The organism is Actinoplanes sp. CA-051413, assembly GCF_050955795.1.
Lineage (GTDB): Bacteria > Actinomycetota > Actinomycetes > Mycobacteriales > Micromonosporaceae > Actinoplanes.
In genome coordinates this window covers 801,508-818,035 of the sequence record NZ_CP192100.1, presented here as the reverse complement: position 1 = coordinate 818,035, position 16,528 = coordinate 801,508, and the positions used below count along the sequence as shown (strand labels likewise).

General features: G+C 60.8%; 14 protein-coding genes. 7 read left to right on the top strand and 7 right to left on the bottom strand.

The genetic code is table 11. The annotated features are described in order from the left end of the window. Positions 1-4: 4 nt before the first annotated feature. Entirely contained in the window at positions 5-769 is a 765-nt protein-coding gene (locus tag ACQP2Y_RS03805; RefSeq protein ID WP_433724632.1) for an SDR family oxidoreductase, read from the bottom strand. A 100-nt stretch (positions 770-869) separates the two neighbouring features. Between ACQP2Y_RS03805 and ACQP2Y_RS03800 the strand changes: the two genes are divergently transcribed. Beyond that, a complete protein-coding gene (locus tag ACQP2Y_RS03800; protein WP_433724630.1) occupies positions 870-1,721 on the top strand; it encodes a helix-turn-helix transcriptional regulator in 852 nt (283 codons plus the stop codon). Between the two features lie 119 nt (positions 1,722-1,840). Next, positions 1,841-3,067: an integrase core domain-containing protein gene (locus ACQP2Y_RS03795; RefSeq protein ID WP_433724628.1), complete on the top strand. Its 1,227-nt coding sequence runs from the start codon at positions 1,841-1,843 to the stop codon at positions 3,065-3,067. 1,049 nt (positions 3,068-4,116) lie between these two features. Here ACQP2Y_RS03795 and ACQP2Y_RS03790 read toward each other — a convergent pair. From ACQP2Y_RS03790 to ACQP2Y_RS03780, 3 genes are all read right to left on the bottom strand, one after another. Beyond that, the gene (locus ACQP2Y_RS03790; RefSeq protein ID WP_433724626.1) at positions 4,117-5,682 is read right to left on the bottom strand and encodes an SIR2 family protein; all 1,566 of its coding nucleotides are present in this window, start codon (positions 5,680-5,682) and stop codon (positions 4,117-4,119) included. Beyond that, positions 5,679-6,431 carry a hypothetical protein gene (locus ACQP2Y_RS03785; RefSeq protein WP_433724624.1) on the bottom strand — a complete coding sequence of 251 codons (753 nt, stop codon included), beginning with the start codon at positions 6,429-6,431 and terminating at the stop codon, positions 5,679-5,681. Before ACQP2Y_RS03785 ends, ACQP2Y_RS03790 begins: the two co-directional genes overlap by 4 nt. Before the next feature lie 236 nt (positions 6,432-6,667). Then, a complete protein-coding gene (locus ACQP2Y_RS03780; protein WP_433724622.1) occupies positions 6,668-8,860 on the bottom strand; it encodes a hypothetical protein in 2,193 nt (730 codons plus the stop codon). 1,548 nt (positions 8,861-10,408) lie between these two features. Here ACQP2Y_RS03780 and ACQP2Y_RS03775 point away from each other — a divergent pair. Further along, positions 10,409-11,353 (top strand): DNA-methyltransferase, encoded by a 945-nt coding sequence (locus ACQP2Y_RS03775; RefSeq protein WP_433724620.1) that lies wholly within the window; start codon positions 10,409-10,411, stop codon positions 11,351-11,353. 75 nt (positions 11,354-11,428) lie between these two features. Here the strand turns inward: ACQP2Y_RS03775 and ACQP2Y_RS03770 are convergent, their stop codons facing one another. After that, positions 11,429-12,328 (bottom strand): hypothetical protein, encoded by a 900-nt coding sequence (locus ACQP2Y_RS03770; protein ID WP_433724618.1) that lies wholly within the window; start codon positions 12,326-12,328, stop codon positions 11,429-11,431. 594 nt (positions 12,329-12,922) lie between these two features. On the opposite strand from ACQP2Y_RS03770, the gene ACQP2Y_RS03765 reads away from it, so the two are divergent. Further along, the gene (locus tag ACQP2Y_RS03765) at positions 12,923-13,480 is read left to right on the top strand and encodes an HD domain-containing protein (RefSeq protein ID WP_433724616.1); all 558 of its coding nucleotides are present in this window, start codon (positions 12,923-12,925) and stop codon (positions 13,478-13,480) included. Here the strand turns inward: ACQP2Y_RS03765 and ACQP2Y_RS03760 are convergent. After that, positions 13,468-13,938 carry an NUDIX domain-containing protein gene (locus tag ACQP2Y_RS03760; protein ID WP_433724614.1) on the bottom strand — a complete coding sequence of 157 codons (471 nt, stop codon included), beginning with the start codon at positions 13,936-13,938 and terminating at the stop codon, positions 13,468-13,470. The genes ACQP2Y_RS03765 and ACQP2Y_RS03760 overlap by 13 nt on opposite strands. A 12-nt stretch (positions 13,939-13,950) precedes the next feature. Next, positions 13,951-14,694: a helix-turn-helix domain-containing protein gene (locus tag ACQP2Y_RS03755; RefSeq protein ID WP_433724612.1), complete on the bottom strand. Its 744-nt coding sequence runs from the start codon at positions 14,692-14,694 to the stop codon at positions 13,951-13,953. A 159-nt stretch (positions 14,695-14,853) separates the two neighbouring features. Here ACQP2Y_RS03755 and ACQP2Y_RS03750 point away from each other — a divergent pair, with 159 nt between their 5' ends. The 3 genes from ACQP2Y_RS03750 to ACQP2Y_RS03740 all read left to right on the top strand — a co-directional run bounded on the left by ACQP2Y_RS03750 (position 14,854) and on the right by ACQP2Y_RS03740 (position 16,475). Continuing rightward, positions 14,854-15,171: a hypothetical protein gene (locus tag ACQP2Y_RS03750; RefSeq protein WP_433724610.1), complete on the top strand. Its 318-nt coding sequence runs from the start codon at positions 14,854-14,856 to the stop codon at positions 15,169-15,171. 248 nt (positions 15,172-15,419) lie between these two features. After that, positions 15,420-15,971 (top strand): hypothetical protein, encoded by a 552-nt coding sequence (locus ACQP2Y_RS03745; protein WP_433724609.1) that lies wholly within the window; start codon positions 15,420-15,422, stop codon positions 15,969-15,971. A gap of 78 nt (positions 15,972-16,049) precedes the next feature. After that, positions 16,050-16,475, top strand: coding sequence for a DUF3307 domain-containing protein (locus ACQP2Y_RS03740; protein ID WP_433724607.1), 426 nt, complete (start codon positions 16,050-16,052; stop codon positions 16,473-16,475). Positions 16,476-16,528 lie beyond the last annotated feature (53 nt).

The following is a 16,528-nucleotide window of genomic DNA, read 5'->3' as shown; positions in this document are numbered from 1 at the left end:
GTCGTCACTTCCCGTGCGGGTCGGCGGCGTTCACTGTCTGGACGACCTGGTCGTACTCGCCGCGCACCTCGGCGTACCGGAGGAACTTGACCCGGTCGACCTGGATCTCCTTGGCGTCGGGCTGGTCCTGAAGAAGGGACACGACCTCCGACACGTACTCGTCGAGCGGCATCGCGAAGTCACTGGTCTCCTGGCCCGGCAGCAGCGCGGTCCGCACCGAAGGCGGCACCAGCTCGACGACCTTCACGGACGTGTCGGCGAGCTGCAGCCGCAACGACTCGCTGAGCATGTGGATCGCGGCCTTGGAGGCGTTGTAGCTCGGCGTGACCCGGAGCGGCACGAACGCCAGGCCGGAGGAGACGGAGACGATCGTCGCGTCGGGCTGCTTCTGCAGGTGGTCGATGAACGCGCCGATGAGCCGGATCGGGCCGAGGACGTTGGTGGTGATGGTCGCCTCGGCGGAAGCGAGGAAGGAGGACGGGGTGTGCCAGTCCTCGACCCGCATGATCCCGGCCATCGTGACGATCACATTGAGGTCAGGGTGCCGGCCGAGCACCTGCTGCGCGGCGGCGTCGATGCTGGCCGGGTCGGCGGTGTCGATCCGTACGGTGTCGAGCCCGGGATGTTCCCGGGCGATCTGTTCCAGCAGGTCACCGCGCCGCCCGCCGACAATGACGGTGTTGCCGCGGGCCTGCAGCGCGAGGGCGAGGGCAAGGCCGATGCCGCTGGTCGAGCCGGGGATGAAGATGGTGTTTCCGGAGATGTTCATGCCGTGAAGTCTGGGCAGCCGGGCGGGCCGGCGGCAGAGATCCGTCATCGGGGGATCAGAAGTCCCTGGATGTGCCGCGCAGGGCGACGATACTGGGCAGGTGGACCGTGCCGCACTCGCCGACTTCCTGCGCCGCCGCCGTGCATCCCTGCAGCCGAGCGACCTCGGTCTGCCCGCCGGCCTGCGCCGCCGCACTGTCGGACTTCGACGCGAAGAGGTGGCGTCGCTTGCGGCGATGTCGACTGATTACTACACGCGGCTGGAGCAGCAGCGCGGACCGCAGCCGAGCGAGCAGATGCTGGGCTCGCTGGCCCGGGCCCTGCGGTTGAGCAACGAGGAACGGGACTATCTGTACCGGGTGGCCGGCCACAACGCCCCAGCCTCGGCGACTGCGGCGACACAGGTGGCGCCGGCGCTGATGCGGGTGTTGGAACGCCTCGACGACACCCCGGCTTTGATTCTGTCGAGTCTCGGCGAGCGTCTCGTCCAGAACGCCATGGCTGCGGCTTTGTTGGGGGATGTGTCGGGGTATACGGGGCTGGCTCGGAGTGAGATCTATCGGTGGTTCACGGATCCGGCTGAGCGGCTTCGGTATCCGGCTGAGGACCGGGATCGGCAGAGCCGGGCTCAGGTGGCTAATCTGCGGGCTGCGTATGGGGCTATGGGGGCGCGGTCCCGGGCTGGGGAGCTGCTGCGGGCTTTGCAGGGGGTTAGTGCGGAGTTTGCGGAGCTTTGGGAACGGCATGAGGTGACCCGGCGGTTCGGGGATCACAAGGTGCTGGTTCATCCTGTGGTGGGGGAGATTGAGCTGGACTGCCAGGCGTTGTTTACGGAGGACCAGTCGCAGTGCCTGCTGGTGCTGACGGCGCCTCGGGGTAGTGAGGGGTTTGAGAAGCTGCAGCTGCTGGGCGTGATGAGTCAGCGTGGCGTGACGGAGACGGCCAGCGCCTGACGGTGTGGGTGGTGCCCCCGGTAGTGTCCTGGCTCAGACATAGGAAACCCATGTCTCAGGTCATCGGAAACTGGTGTGTCGGGACATAGGAAACTCTGGATGCCGGTGATCGTCGCGGGGTGTCCAAAGCCCGTCTTGTGATCACCGCTGTTGTCGTCGAGGGTCGTAGCCAGGCCGAGACTGCCCGCGCCTACGGGGTTTCCAAAGGCTGGGTGTCCAAGCTGATCGCCCGCTACGGGGCCGAGGGTGAGGCCGCGTTCGAGCCACACTCACGCCGGCCCCGCTCGTCACCGACCGCGGTCAGCGCCGAGGTGATCGAGCTGATCGTGGCTGTCCGTAAAGACCTCGCCGGGCGGGGCCTGGACGCCGGACCGGACACGATCCGTTGGCATCTGCACCACACCCACCACGTCACCGTCTCGCGGGCCACCATCGCCCGGCACCTGACCACCCAGAACCTGGTCATCCCCGAACCATCGAAACGGCCGAAGTCGTCCTACATCCGCTTCGCCGCCGAACAGCCCAACGAATGCTGGCAGGCCGACTTCACCCACTACCGGCTACGGCACCCCGACGGACGGCCCGGCCCGGACGCCGAAATCCTGTCCTGGATCGACGACCACTCCCGCTACGCCCTCTCAGTCACCGCTCACCCCCGGGTCACCGGCAGCATCGTCCGGCAAGCCTTCCGCGAAACCGTTGCCAGCCATGGGACCCCGGCCTCGACACTGACCGACAACGGCATGGTCTTCACCACCCGCCTATCCGGCGGCAGCCTGCGCGGCAGCCGCGGCCGCAACGGCCTCGAACAAGACCTGCACCGCCTCAAAGTCACCCAGAAGAACTCCCGGCCGAATCACCCGACCACCTGCGGCAAAGTCGAACGCTTCCAGCAAACATTGAAAAAATGGCTCCGGGCCCAACCCGCCCAACCGACCGACATCACCGGCCTGCAGACGCTGATCGACACGTTCGTCGACGAATACAACCACCGCCGACCGCACCGGTCCCTGCCTCGACACTGCACGCCGGCCACCGCCTACCAGAGCCGACCGAAAGCCGTCCCCGGCCAGCAACCCAACAGCCAGACACACGAGCGGCTACGCCACGACCGCATCGACAAAGCCGGCAAGATCACCCTGCGCCACGGCGGCCAGCTCTACTCCATCGGCGTCGGGCGAACCCACACCGGAACCCACGACCTGATCCTGATCCAAGACCTCAACATCCGGATCATCGACGCCGCCACCGGCGAACTCCTCCGCGAGCTCGTCCTGGACCCCACCAAGCGCTACCAGCCCACCGGCCGACCACCCGGACCCGCACCGAAAAAGAAGAACCCCTGAACCCACAACCGTGGGTTCAGGGGTTTCCGATGTCTTGAGACATCACAATGGTGCCCCCGGTAGGAATCGAACCTACGACACACGGTTTAGGAATGAGTGACGGGCGCGGAGGCAGAACCGCGATCTAGCTGGCGAAACGCCGCTCTCCTTAGGCGTGCGGGATGCGGTCATTGCACATCCTCTGCATGCTGCGAGTGATGGCATATAAACCTTCTTTCGCCGGGTGTACCTCGACCGCGATGATGGTCGATGTCCTGCTACCAAGCGGGCCGCGAGCTGGAGGACCGAGTTGGCGTCTGTGCGTCGGCAACGAAGGAGGGCACGACGGGCAGCTGGCTGGCCGGCATCTGAGGCTTCCGTCTCCTCGGCAGAGACTCCACCAAGGCGATCCTCCTCGAAGGCCTGTGAGCGGTGCCAACGAGGCTGCCGCTCAGAGAAGCCACCCTACGGATGGATCTGTAAGCCGTGCGCGGATGAGCTTGACCGTTACTACGCCGTCCTTATCGGGCTCCAGGGCGGCAGCCTCGCCCAGGCTTACGCGCGGGACGTCCGAAGTGGCTCGGTTCCGGATCTTGGCGCACCAGCCCGACGTTGAAGCCAAAATGCCCGACCGGGGGATTATAAGATCAAGACAGAGGTGTGGTCGGGCCTCTCGAATGACTCGCGAACTGCACATACGCCTTACAAGATCTGACACCGTTACCGGCAATTCGACGGTGCCGCGCGGACCATACGCGGACTGCCACGGTGGTTCGTGGTGAGCGGACCTCCACCAGGTCGGTGACAGATAGCCGCCCCTGATGCCCCGTCTGAAACAGCGTCCGTCGGTGAGTTGGCAATGCGGGGCGTCCGATGACATGGCTAGGAGGCTCTGACGGATCTGATGACGTCCGGCACAGCCAGACGGCCCAGGAGAAGCAGGGTGTGCGTATCGGGCAAGGTCGAGGAACCTAACATAACCCGTGCGTTTTGCTCCCGCTTAACCACCACAGAACTCGGGACTGCGTTCATATTCCGCTCTGCAGCACACTTCGAGTCAATGAACTTCGCTATAACGGCCATCTATCGGCTAGCAACTGGATGAACTCGTCAGCGATCTCGGTAATCAACCGGGATTGGAGACCACGGTCGCCAGCCCACACTTGTCGCCTATGTGCGGCAAAACGCTCGACGTTGAGGTCCATGAACGGCGCAACCCAATGCTCATCAACCGACAAGCCGAAACTCGGCTCGGCAAATAGAGGCGTCAAATCAACATCGCGCATGCTGGCGCCAACATATATCCATGGCGTCTTTTTCTCGCCTTGCCCGCGCAGCTCGGCTATTGCCGCCTTTTTTGCATCGCTAATTCCTTGTTCTGTCTGCGTAGTGGTCGCTACGCAGCTATCCGTCTCAGATATGGTTCCGTGCAACTTCAGCAATGGAACCTTGGTTTCTTCGCCCTTTAGGTAGCGACGGATGTAGTCAGCGGCTCCGTCAAACTCGGAATCTGTCGCAAACCTTTGCACCAAGCCTGGGGCGTGGGTCTCTACTAGTTCGTCAAAGTTTACGGTGGTGAGCACTAGATTGTTCGGTGATCGAAGCATGGATGCGAGTGCTGTAACAGCCTTACCCGGTGTTGACAGCGCCCGGTCATGGCCCTCTTTGAAGTCTTGCAATGTCGGCATATCTGGGTCTCGGACTCGCTCGAAAGCCAACACCTGCTCGAGGGTCAACTGTTGACCGAACTCTTCTTCCGTTAAACCGCCCAACCGTAAATCAAGTTCGTCGTGACCTACCAACCACCTGCGAAAACGAACGGCTAGGTCTTCCGGCGATACAGGCATGATTGGATCGACTTCGCCGAGCAGGCGCCGAATGGCGTCGTCCCTGAGGCCGTCCCCCAACGGGAGGCGGCTACTCACCGAAAATCCGGCACCCAAAAAAAGCACGCGTGCTCTCGACTTAGATCTTGCAAATTCAGCGGCATCGCCCGCTGCATTGTCGTGCGGTTTACGGCGCTGGAGCCGGCCATCCACGATGGCGAAGCTGCATCCCCGGTTCGGTTGGCCGTGAGGGTCCACAGAAGGCCAGGCTTTGACGAAGACTACAAGAGTACGCAATGGGCCCAAATTAAGGCCGGACAAGTCATCGACAAAAAGGCTCCAGCACGAGCGCAGTGTGACCTTATCCATACCGCTTTCGTCGTATAGAATCACGCCGATCTCACCGCTGACAAGCTGGGCGTCGATCACCGCTTTGGCGATTCCGAGCATCGTCGTAGCGCCACCACTTAACGGCCCCGCGCTCGGATATGTTGCCGAAACATCGCCAGATTTTAGCAGTGATATTTCGATCCGTTCATCGCCCCGGGGCGTCCGGAGCACAAGATTCTTCTCGACTGCCGCACGCAATCTGGAATCGCTATTGCCCGCTCGCGGAGGGGCTCCAACGAGCACGTTAGCGTGAAGCACCCCGCCGCCGATCAACTCTGACAAGCAACGCGCAACCGCGCCAGCTTGCTCAAGGTCGTCAACAACGATAGGGACAACAGCGAGCTCGTTGGAACCTCGGCGAGCTTGATGATCGGAATTGACACGAGTAGCCACTTCCAGGTACAGGCCAGCCGACGTCATTGGGTATCACCGTAATCGGTCTCAAAGCGTCGGAGCAAATCCTGCTTGAGGCGAGCAGTTTCAGACGTTCTTTCATGGGCGAGGCCGTATCCCGCCAAGGCGGGCAGCGACTGCCGAAAGGCTTTCACAAGGCCGTCCCACGCGTCGCTCAAGAGGCGAGAATCGATCTGACCCTCCTGGGTGCGCTTCAAATCTCGGGCCACAACGTCCAGTACCTCGCCGCGTCGGTCCTCCCGAATATAGATGCGTCCGTCTCGCTCCGACGTTTCGCGTTCAATTACGAAAGCACTCCCGACTCGACGACGTGCCTCCCCTGCCACCCAACCACTGATCAAACGCCATTTCCGCGAATCTGCGCGTGTCGACGGAGACAATATCTGCACAAACGCTGAAACGGGTTCAAAGAAGGCATTGTCTACCTCCTGACGCTTAAAGCCCGCCCTGAAGCGAATCGTCGCCCTTTCGGACGATGTCGACCGATTAATAAGCAGAGCCAAAATGAGTCCGGCTGCAGGGATTTGCAAAGGCTTGTCAACGCCCTGAAGTAGCCTCAATACACTTTCGATACGATGCCGCGACCAAGAGCGATAGAGCTGGAGCAGTTGCCCTTGAATCTGCGCCGCCCTCACGGGATCGATCTGGAAAGACTCCGCCAATTCCGATTGGCCGCCCACTCCTTCAAGTAGCGTTATCGCACACCGGCCCTCTGGAGTAATCAGCGAAGTCTCACCGGTGACTTCTAAGGTCATCGTGGGTGGAATAACACCTATTAGAGGCGGGTCCTCAGGAAGTCCATCGATCTCTCTGCGAAGACGGTCACCCTGGGCAACTGGATCAAACCAGCGACGCATTCTGTCTAGATCCTCGTCCAAGGGCCCCGGGTAACCGTATGTGAGCATCCATAAAGCCATCAAATCTTCACGCAGAGACCGCGCTTCTCCGACGGAGAGATTAGGTGGCAACCCGAGGAATTCGGCCGAATTTTTCATAGCGTTAGGTCCTGGACGACGTACTGAGATTGGTCCAACTGATCAGCTAGGGCATCCAGCTGGCTGCGCCGGGCTCCGAGCGCACTCTCCGCAAGTTCTCGATAGTCTTCGCGTAGCGGCAGAACGATGATTACGTGATCTCGAGGATGGGTCGCGGTTCGATCTTTCAAAACCCTGTAAAGTGCCTGCAGTCTGTCTCCTGCAATAAAGCTGCCGAACTCGTCCAAAACGATCAGTCTGTTCGGCTTTGCTGCTTCGTCGCCAAGATCCAGTCGAGCCAACCTCGCTTGAGTATATGCGAATGCTTGCTCACCACTACTGAATGCACTCAGCGGCCGACTTTCGACACGTCCATTGCTCTTCCAAATAATCTGTCGCGAGCCCAGATCGACTCGCACGTCGGAAGCTTCGGGGAACAAGAAGCTACGGAGCAGAGGTTGATCAAACCACCTGGAGAATTCGTCGGAAAACCAATCGCGAAGTGAATCCTCGTACACTGTGCCAGCTGGCTCTCGTCCCCGGATCTCGGCCGCCACCGCGGAGAGGGAGGCTGCCACACCTTGCAGCTCGACTTGCACCGCTCCTAGCCGTTCACTTACGAGTTCCGCTCGGTTCTGCAATTCGGCGAGCCAACCCGTGTCACCTGTTTCGGGCTCGGTACCAGAAGCGTTCACGAGCCAGGCCAACTCCACGTTCTTCAATGCCTTGACTAACGCCCGAAGCTCCGCCTCTTGACGCGAAACGTCCTGCCTCTTCGATGATACTTCGGAATTCAATGCTATTTGCCGGGCAGAAACAGACTGTAGTGTTCGCTGCGAGGCAGACAGAGCGTCACCCAGCTCGCCAAGAGAGATGTCAAAGAGCCGCAGCTTCGCGTCCAGCTCCTGCTGGAGATCCTCGGCAGACCTTCCTCCGCCTACGGCCGTTCGCTGTTCAACTGCGGTAGCTCGATCCGCAGTCGCTTGGAGGACGTGGCGGTCGAGTTCGGCGCGCTCCTTCTCCAGTTCGCCGGCCAGTTTGGCTGCCTCAAGGGCACCAGTGGCGAGCAAACCTTGGACACGCTCCTCCTGTTGTTGGAACAGGCGATCCAGCCTCACGACCTCATCGAGCAGGCCGGGTAGCTCTTCGAGGCGCGAAACTCGTCGCTTTGAAGTGACGATCTCGGTGTCAAGTGCCGCGGCCTCGGGAGGTGGAGGCGTTCTAGCCAGTAGGTCAGCCCGCTGATCCGCGGCGTTCGCAAGATCGTCAACGCTGACGTCTTCCCCATGGATCTCGAGCAATTCACGCTCGCCGAGTCCTTTGTCGATCGCATGCCCCAGCGGGACAGATACCTCGAGGAGGACACTACGCAGAATTGGAACAACGTCAGCCTCTTCCTTCTGCCGCTGTAATTCTGCGTGCCTCTCCTTTGCCGCAGATAGGGCCTTCAGCACGGCTTGTCTATCGGGTTCGACCCCGCATGCCGCCGCTGCCGTGCTGAGCCGGCTTAGGTATCCCGTTAGATTGGCGTGGTGCCTCTCACGAGTCCTATTCGCGTTTCGGAGGTCTCGGGCAACGGTGTCTGAAATCGCAGCTCGTTGTAGCTGTAGCCGGAGTTCTTCATCGATCTGCGCTCGACGTTGCTGCGCCTCAGCAATTTGGTGGTCCAGGAGAGAAATTCGCTCATCAAGCGCCGGCGCTCTGCCCAATAAATCATCAAGCGCGTCACGCAAGCTGATAGTGTCTTCCAGATCCGTCACCCGCTGAATAAGACTGATTTGCTCAGGTTCAATCGCTTCGAGTGCAACGGCTGCGTCCCTCAATATGCGCCGATCTTCTGTCAAGCGGTTTGGCTGCACCCGTCCAAGGAGCGCAATCACCTCGTCCAATACTTCGGATGCGACGCTTAGCTGGCCCCCTCGTGCGGTCATTGACGCGAATAAGTTCTCGACCTGAGCTCTGTACCGATCCACTAACAGTGCGAAACTGTCGAGCAGCGTCTCATCCCCTGCAAGTCGATGCACCTGCAAGTGCTGCTTCACTTTTGCAAGCGTCGCTGCCGATCCGTCAATAGCAATGTCGTCGAACCAACTGTCACTAATGACTGGCCCGGCATCAAGCCATGATCGTGTGTCGAACCGCCACTGGATCTGCCCTACGCCTCGTAGTTGATCAATGATGACCTCGCCAGCGCCCAATGCTGTGCACATGCTCCGCCATGATTGCGAACTGGATTCGTAAGGAAGCTCTCCGGCGAGAACCTGAAGAAGTCGGACTGTCAGGGTCTTCCCGATGCCGTTGTATCCCTGGAGGAGGCTCACTCGATGGTCTGGCAACTCTCGAATGAGGGAGACAGGACCAACAGGGGTGAGGTCAACTCTGACGCGCACTGCGGATCAGCTCCGATAGGGCGGCCTTCGGGGCTCGCGTCAGCAAGAGTGCGACGACCTCGTGGTCGGTCGACAGACCTCCATGAGCGGAGGGATCACCTACTCCCGCGGCCCTGAAGACCTCGAGTGCTTGCTGCTGCGTACCGTCCACCTGGTCGAGATTGTCTCCTGGCGTACCAGCAAGAGGTGGTTGGGAACTCGACGTCATGGCCTCGTCCCTCCGGGGAGCCGTCACACGATTGTCCTGTCAAGGGTCACGTCGCCTGCATGTTGCACGGATCCTAGTTCAGCGGTCATCCTACCCAAGGCGCCCTGCGACGGTAGTCGGTAGCGAGCCTCGGCTCGTTGCTCCCTTGACTCAGGCGTGCCTGCTCCGCTAGTCGACGTTGGTGCGAGCAGGACCCCTCCGTATTGCCGTTGACCCGCCTAAACGTTGCTCGAGGAGTTGCATTGTTACGTCTGCGAAGATTGTCCAGGCAAGTGCTGGCGGACGTTCGACATCTCAAGAACATTGACGTGTACGCAGGAGCGGCTGTCGCGCTAATTTTCGCCGCTCTTTCTATCGGCGGCGATAGCTTGCCAGAGGGTCCTCGGTGGGCGGCCGTCCTCGCGGGATTAGGTATTTTGCTTTTTCGAAGTTTGACATCCGCCGCGGCTAGTCGGAGTGAAGGACTAATGGGCGACCGCAGCAACCTCGTAGTTGTCCCTATAGCTGACCGTATCGCTGCGTCCCGAGAGGTATGGGTCTACGGTCCGACTTGCATCAACTTTTTGACGCCGCTGCATCTCGATGCTTTCAGGCGAGGCCCGCTAGGCCAAAAGGACGGCTCTGTCAGAATCATTGTGCTCGACCCGGCAAGCACAGGCGCAATTGAGTTAGCCGCGAGACAGCTAGACGACGCGTTGGAGTTTCCTATTCAACGACTGGTTCCGTCCCTCGGACGCGCACTGGAGACGTTGAACGAGATGGCCAACTGGAAGACCGATGGCATGTTCTCATTCGCCACTCTCGCGTACAACCCAGGTTTTAGCTTAGTAATTCTCGATCCTGGCAAGAGCGCCGGCGAGCTTTACGTCGAGTTCCATGCCTTCCATAATCAGTCACTAATGAATCGGATGCATCTACATTTGACCAGGACTGACGACCCGAGATGGTTCGATTATTGGGTCAGTCAGTTCGATCACATGTGGAGAGCACAGACATAACCGATCACCTCGGCGCTTCGCGATCTACAACTAAGTATGCGTCGCCATACAAATATGGCACCAACGCCAGCGTGCCGATCCACGGGCATGATGCGTTCGCATCGCGCTGTCACCGGCACGTCGCAGCTGACTTTGAGGCGCGGACGGACTTACACTCGTGTCATGACTACCTCCGGTGACGTTGAGTCATACTGCGGTGACCCCGTGGCCGAGGTCCGCGAGGGCGACGCCTACGACCTAATCGATAAGTTGCCTCCAAACTCGGTCGATCTTCTCATAACATCTCCTCCTTACTGGGGTCTCCGAACCTACGGACAAGATCACAATGAGGACATCCTTGCCGAATGGGAGTCCCAAGGTGGAAGCAAGGAAGTGGCCCCTTCCTACGATTGGTATCGCCTCAACGGCGGGATGTTGGGTCTCGAACCATTGCCTGAGTGGTTCGTAGAACACCTCGTCGAGATCTTTCAGCGAGGCGCCGCCGCAATTAAACCGGGCGGCAGCCTCTGGATCAATCTAGGGGATACTTATTTCGCGCGCTGGTCTAGCATTCGAATGGACGGCCGGCAGGGACTGGGAAATAATCCTCGGAACAGGCGCAAGACCCCGATGGGTGGCTTTCGGCAGGAGAAGCAGCTGCTTCTAATTCCGGCGCGATTCGCGATTGCGATGCAAGGTCAGCGTTGGATTCTTCGCAACGACGTGATTTGGGAGAAAAAGAATGTGCCACCTCGGCCCGAGAAGGATCGACTCCGACTAGCGCATGAGCACTTCTTCCACTTTGTCAAGCGACAAACTGAAGGGAGGCCAAAGTATTACTACGACATGTCCGCAGTTGAAGAAGGCGCAAGGGATGTTGTCAGCGTCAATGTGCGGGCTGGCTCCGACGGCCATTCGGCGACCTTCCCCACTCAAATTATCCGTCCCCGAATTTTGAGTTCGTGCCCTCCGGGAGGATTGGTCCTCGACCCATTTTGCGGAACTGGGCGGGCTCTCACCGTCGCGTTGGAGAGCGGTCGTCGGGCTCTAGGATTCGAGATGGGAACAGACTTCGCGAATTCAGCAAGGGTGAATATAGGTCACGTTCAGTCAGCTATTCACTTCTAGCTTTGCCGGAAAGATCTACGCGCACCGCAGCAGGAAGCCTAAAGGCTTACCCGAACTGCTGCGGTGCGCGTAGGGCTATTTTCCAGCCTTCTTACGAACCTTGTCGATGAAGTCTGAGCGAAGGAAGGATGCTGCCCCAGCGCTCGATGTTAGGGCACGCTGATACTTAGCTAGCGTCGTCCGCACGGCTTCTACGAAGACAAAGCCGTGCTGACCGTTTGGCTCGATCGTACCGTTGTAGTCAAAGCTGACGAATGTGATATCCCATGGCTCATCGATAGCCGGTTGAAAATCCACCCGCGACCTGAGACGCTGTAAGATTCGGTGCTGCGTTACAACATAAAGTGGAACGTGGATTTGTTTGAGATACTCGCCTTTTACCGCAACTTGCGTTCCAAGTCTCTTGTATACATTTCCTGTGTTGATTCCGTACGCAACATTATCTGCTCGCCCCTTTGCTTGGGCATGTCTCGTGAAGTAGGCGCGCCACTCGGCCGGGTTTCCGTCTTCCCACGCCTCCCACGCCGGTCCGACTCCTCCTCCGCGAAGATCGATAGCCTGCGCTTCAATTGCGATGAGATTTGCGCCAGCCTCCGCATTTGGTTCGTCTCTGTACGCAACGAAGTCAACATTCAGTTTAGGGTTCGCCGACGCGGTCACCTCTGGCACAAGGGTCGCCTCCGAGTGCCCGAAGTGATCTCTTACCGCCCAGTCAATCGGCTCTCCGTCAAGGCGGTGGTCGCAAACAGCATACGGATGCGGTACACCGTTGTCCCACTCCGCAGCGTAAGTGACTGAGCAATACCCAAAACCGTATTGCCTCTTCTTCTCGCATGGACTTTCGGTGAATGGGCAGGATTTATCGATCCATGTCGTAAGCGCATCGCGCGATCTACTGTCATACGGAAATCCGTAGGCCTCCACGATCGGAAACTGGGTTCCACGTGGAATTCGGCCACTTGGTGAGGTGGTCACAGGTCAACCCTATAGGCCCGGGTCCTCGGGAAACACACACCGCGGCCGTCCCCTCGCAGTCGCCCCAGCCATCCCGTCACCGTCGACCCGCCCGCGTGGGAGCGGGCTCCCGCCGGCGCCCGCCACGTCAAGGCAGCCTTGACGCTAGGCACTCGGGCTGGCGGGCGCCGGCGGGGGTCTGCTCGGCTTGCCCGGGTCGGGGGTGGCGGGGTGCGCGACTATCCCCGAGCAGGAGCGCCCCCGCCGGAGGCGCATTAACCGCAACCTGTCGCGATCCTGGCGCGCGTGATGAGCCGCGGCCTCGGACTATGGCCGCGTCAGGCCAGCGGCCCGCAGTCGCCCGTTGTACACGCCAGCCGGCGGGCGTTGGCGTGGCCGCCGCCGCTCGGCTTGCCAGGCGGCGGCCATGACGCCCTGGTCGGCGGCGTGAGCGGCCCGTTTCGGGCCGCCTTGAAGACGTACAGAAAGTTTGAACCACATCTTGCAGCCGACCGCCCGTCACCGGACCTTCCCCTGGGTTAGCGACGCAGACCACGTCCCAAGACGTCCCGATGGCGCTAGTGCTGGCCCGGGCGTTCGTGCAAGCCTTGAGTGGTGAGTGAACTTGTAGATAGGGCAGCGACACTCGCTGAGTCCTACCTTGCCGATGCGCTTCCGCAGCGCTGGCAACATGTGCAAGCGGTTGCGGCGAAGGCTGCTGGCCTGTCCCGTTCGATGTCCAGCTCTGATGCAGAAGTCCTGACGGCGGCTGCGTGGCTGCACGACATCGGGTACGCACCGCAGGTGGTCGATACAGGGCTACACGCTCTAGACGGCGCTCGTCAGCTGATACGGGATGGCATTCCTTCGCGGGTTGCCGCCTTGGTCGCGCATCACTCGTGTGCGCTCTTCGAGGCGTCTGAACGTGGCCTGTCCGCGCACCTGGCCCGCGAGTTCAAGAATGAGCAGTCAGACGTGACCGATGCGCTCTGGTACGCCGACATGACCACAGGACCTGACGGGCAAGACCTGGACGTAGAAGCCAGGCTCAGCGAGGTCCGTGACCGGTACGGCCCTGATCACTTGGTAACTCGCTTCTGGGCTCAAGCTGAGCCGACGCTGGTTGCAGCCGTTCGGCGAGCGGAGGAACGGATTGCCGCTCAGCCGATGTAGGGCTTGGCTCGGTGCTCGAAGCCGTGATCGATTCGGAGTCGCATCGACGGATGGATCGACAGCGCGTCCAGCTCGTCGGCTGCTATCCACCGAACCTCTGAGGATTCATCGCTGGTTTTGGGCTCCCCGCTGACGTACGTAGCTCGGAAGCAGATCGAGAACTGTTGACGCACCTCGCCGTCGCTGTACTCCACCACGTGGTGAGGATTTGTGTAGATCCCGACCACGTCCTCGACGCTGACCGTTACGCCGGCCTCTTCAATCGTCTCTCGTACGGCCGTCTCAGCGACGTATTCACCGAAGTCCTGTGCTCCTCCAGGCAATGCCCACAACCCGTTGTCAGTGCGCCTGATCAGGAGTACCCGACCGCTGGCGTCCTGGACGAACACGGTTGCGGCGACGACGATGCTGTTCGCCTTCGGCGCTGCGGGGTCGTTGAAGTGCTCGATGCGTGCCATGGCCTCAGCCTGTCACGGCCATACGTACTTCGACTTGGAGATCACCCGCTGGAAGCTGTTGGCGTAGCCGTCGAACAGGTCGCCACCGCTGAGCCTACGAAGGTGAAGGACCGGCGCATACGCTGCTGGGATGCCGTAGAGGTGCGTGTTGACCAGCATCTCGTCGTCGAACCGATAGATCGAGTTGTACAAGATCGTCTGATGGAAGTAGACCGACGCGTTGTCGTTCCCTCGAAGATCCTGGTAGAACGCCAGCGTGTTGCGGATCTTGCCTGCCATCGCGTCACCGATCCCCTCGTCTTCCCCGCGCTGAGCGACTTCCGCGCACTCGGGATCGCCTAGAGCGATCTCGACGATGGCCCCGGCATCGGCCTTCTCAACGAGCGTCGGCACGAACTTCGGGTTCTGCTCAGGAAGGAACAAGCCCGCGTAGGCGAGGATGCCGATCTGGTTGTTCGCCTGTTCCAGCAGCTGCGCCCACAGGTCATGCGGCACCGTGCTGCGGCGAGGGTAAATGTGCAGGATCTCCGACTCAGCGACACGTGTGGCCCTCTGCGGTGACAGTGCGTCTGGCCACAGATAAGACTCGCTTTGCCGCACAGCAGCCGCGATGGAGTGGCGATGCTTCGGATACGGCGTCCTGTCTTGCGTTATCCAGCGCTCCACCGTCTTGGGATCGACGCCGATCTGATCAGCGACAGCCGCGGGCGTCAGGCCGTTACGCAAGATCGCATCACGTAGGCGCTCGTTCGGCACAGGGGACCTCCGGACTTCTAGGGACGTCTCCAATCTACTCAGGACGTCCCCAGCCGTCCAGCACGATGGTGAAGTCGTCTTCCCTCATCGAGAGAAGCTCATGCCACGCAAGTGAGCAGTCGTCCACAGGGGACGCGCTCTCGACAGGAGGAAGCTCTGATGAAGCTCTACGTGGACACGACCGGCAAGCAGGTCACGGTGTCGAAGCCCACCGAGACGAAGAACGACCAGAACGGCAACCAGCGTTCCGAGAAGGGAACGGGCCGACTGATGTGGTCGACCCAGGTCATCGTGCTCGACGAGACCGGCGGTGAGGTCATCGCCATCACTACGGCTGGTGAGAAGCCGAACGTGACGGTGGGACAGCTCGTCGCTGTCGAGCAGCTTGAGGCCATTCCGTGGGCGACCAACGGTCGTAACGGCGTCGCGTTCCGCGCGGTGTCGCTGAAGCCGCTCTCTGGTACCTCGTCCAAGTAGGTACTCCGCAACATCCGTACTGCCCGCCACAGTGTCCGTGGCATTCATCCGCCGAGCGGCCTATCGCCGCTGACACTCCATCCGATTGACGGTCCGGAAACAGCTCTGGCTCCTATGTTTCCCGGCCCGGCGACCACCAACGGTGGCCGCAAGCTCTGAAGTGTGGCGCGGGGTCGGTACCGGCTCCTACACCTGCCGACCTCGCCGCCTTCCAACCCATCAACCCCTATGCAGAGGGGCGGTTCACCATGACCGAACACACCCAACCCACGGCCGCCGATGACGGCGGACAGCTCGACGTCCTGCGCGACGAACTCAAGGTCCTCAAGGACGAACAACGCGACCGTATCCGGGCGCGCGACAACCTCATCTATTCGCTGATCGTGGCGATCGCCGCCGTAGCCGGCGGTGCCAAGTTCGCCGGTTCCGCGGTGGCCCTGCTGCTGCCCCCCGTCGCCCTCGCTTTGGGCTGGACGTATCTGGTCAACGATCAGAAAGTCACCGCGATCGGCCGCTACCTGCGCACCGATCTCGCACCCCGCCTCAGCGCCCTGGTCGGCGCTGACGTCCTGCGTTGGGAAACCGCGCACCGCAGCGATAGCCGTCGTTGCCAGCGCAAAGGTATCCAGCTCGGCGTTGACCTGACGGTCTTCGTCCTTCCCGCCGCCATTGCGATCACGTGGTACTGGGCCAGCGCCCCTACCAATCCCGAACTGGTCCTGGTCTCCATAGTCGAGGCCGTCACCGTGGTCCTCGCCGCCTGGCAGGTCATCGCTTACGCCGAGATTAAAGCCGCCTGACTGAAGACGCCGGACCGCTCCGGCTAACAGTTCCGGTCCCCTCGTTCCACCCTTCACCCTTGAAAGGGACGGTTGACCATGTCGTCTTCAGCTGTGGTGTTTGCCATTTCGATGGGCACGCTGATTGCCGCGCATCAGTTTGCGGACCACATCATCCAGACCGACACCGACGCCAACAGCAAGGCGAATCCCGGATGGGACGGCTGGCGTCACCTGCTCATCCACGTTGGTACCTACCATCTGGCCGCCTTGGTGATGCTCCTCATCACTGCGGCGGTTCTCGAGGTTCCGGTCTCTGTCACCGGCATCATCGCGGGTCTCGGATTCTCCGCAGTCACTCACGCGGTCCTGGATCGGCGCTGGCCGGTCCGTTGGATCCTCGAACACACCGGGTCCGCCGCGTTCGCGGAACTCAAGACGCCGCTGTGCGGCATGTACCTCGCCGATCAGGCGCTGCACTACGGCTGCCTGTGGATCGCAGCGCTGCTCATCGCCTGTCTGTAAGGGAAAACGACGCGGGGTCGGTACTGGCTCCTACACCTGCCGACCCCACGTCT

Coding starts and splice junctions, on each gene's coding strand:
- ACQP2Y_RS03745 (WP_433724609.1), top strand. CDS start 15,420: ATGACCGAACACACCCAACCCACGGCCGCCGATGACGGCGGACAGCTC.
- ACQP2Y_RS03760 (WP_433724614.1), bottom strand. CDS start 13,938: ATGGCACGCATCGAGCACTTCAACGACCCCGCAGCGCCGAAGGCGAAC.
- ACQP2Y_RS03775 (WP_433724620.1), top strand. CDS start 10,409: ATGACTACCTCCGGTGACGTTGAGTCATACTGCGGTGACCCCGTGGCC.
- ACQP2Y_RS03790 (WP_433724626.1), bottom strand. CDS start 5,682: ATGACGTCGGCTGGCCTGTACCTGGAAGTGGCTACTCGTGTCAATTCC.
- ACQP2Y_RS03740 (WP_433724607.1), top strand. CDS start 16,050: ATGTCGTCTTCAGCTGTGGTGTTTGCCATTTCGATGGGCACGCTGATT.
- ACQP2Y_RS03805 (WP_433724632.1), bottom strand. CDS start 769: ATGAACATCTCCGGAAACACCATCTTCATCCCCGGCTCGACCAGCGGC.
- ACQP2Y_RS03750 (WP_433724610.1), top strand. CDS start 14,854: ATGAAGCTCTACGTGGACACGACCGGCAAGCAGGTCACGGTGTCGAAG.
- ACQP2Y_RS03785 (WP_433724624.1), bottom strand. CDS start 6,431: ATGACCTTAGAAGTCACCGGTGAGACTTCGCTGATTACTCCAGAGGGC.
- ACQP2Y_RS03780 (WP_433724622.1), bottom strand. CDS start 8,860: ATGTGCACAGCATTGGGCGCTGGCGAGGTCATCATTGATCAACTACGA.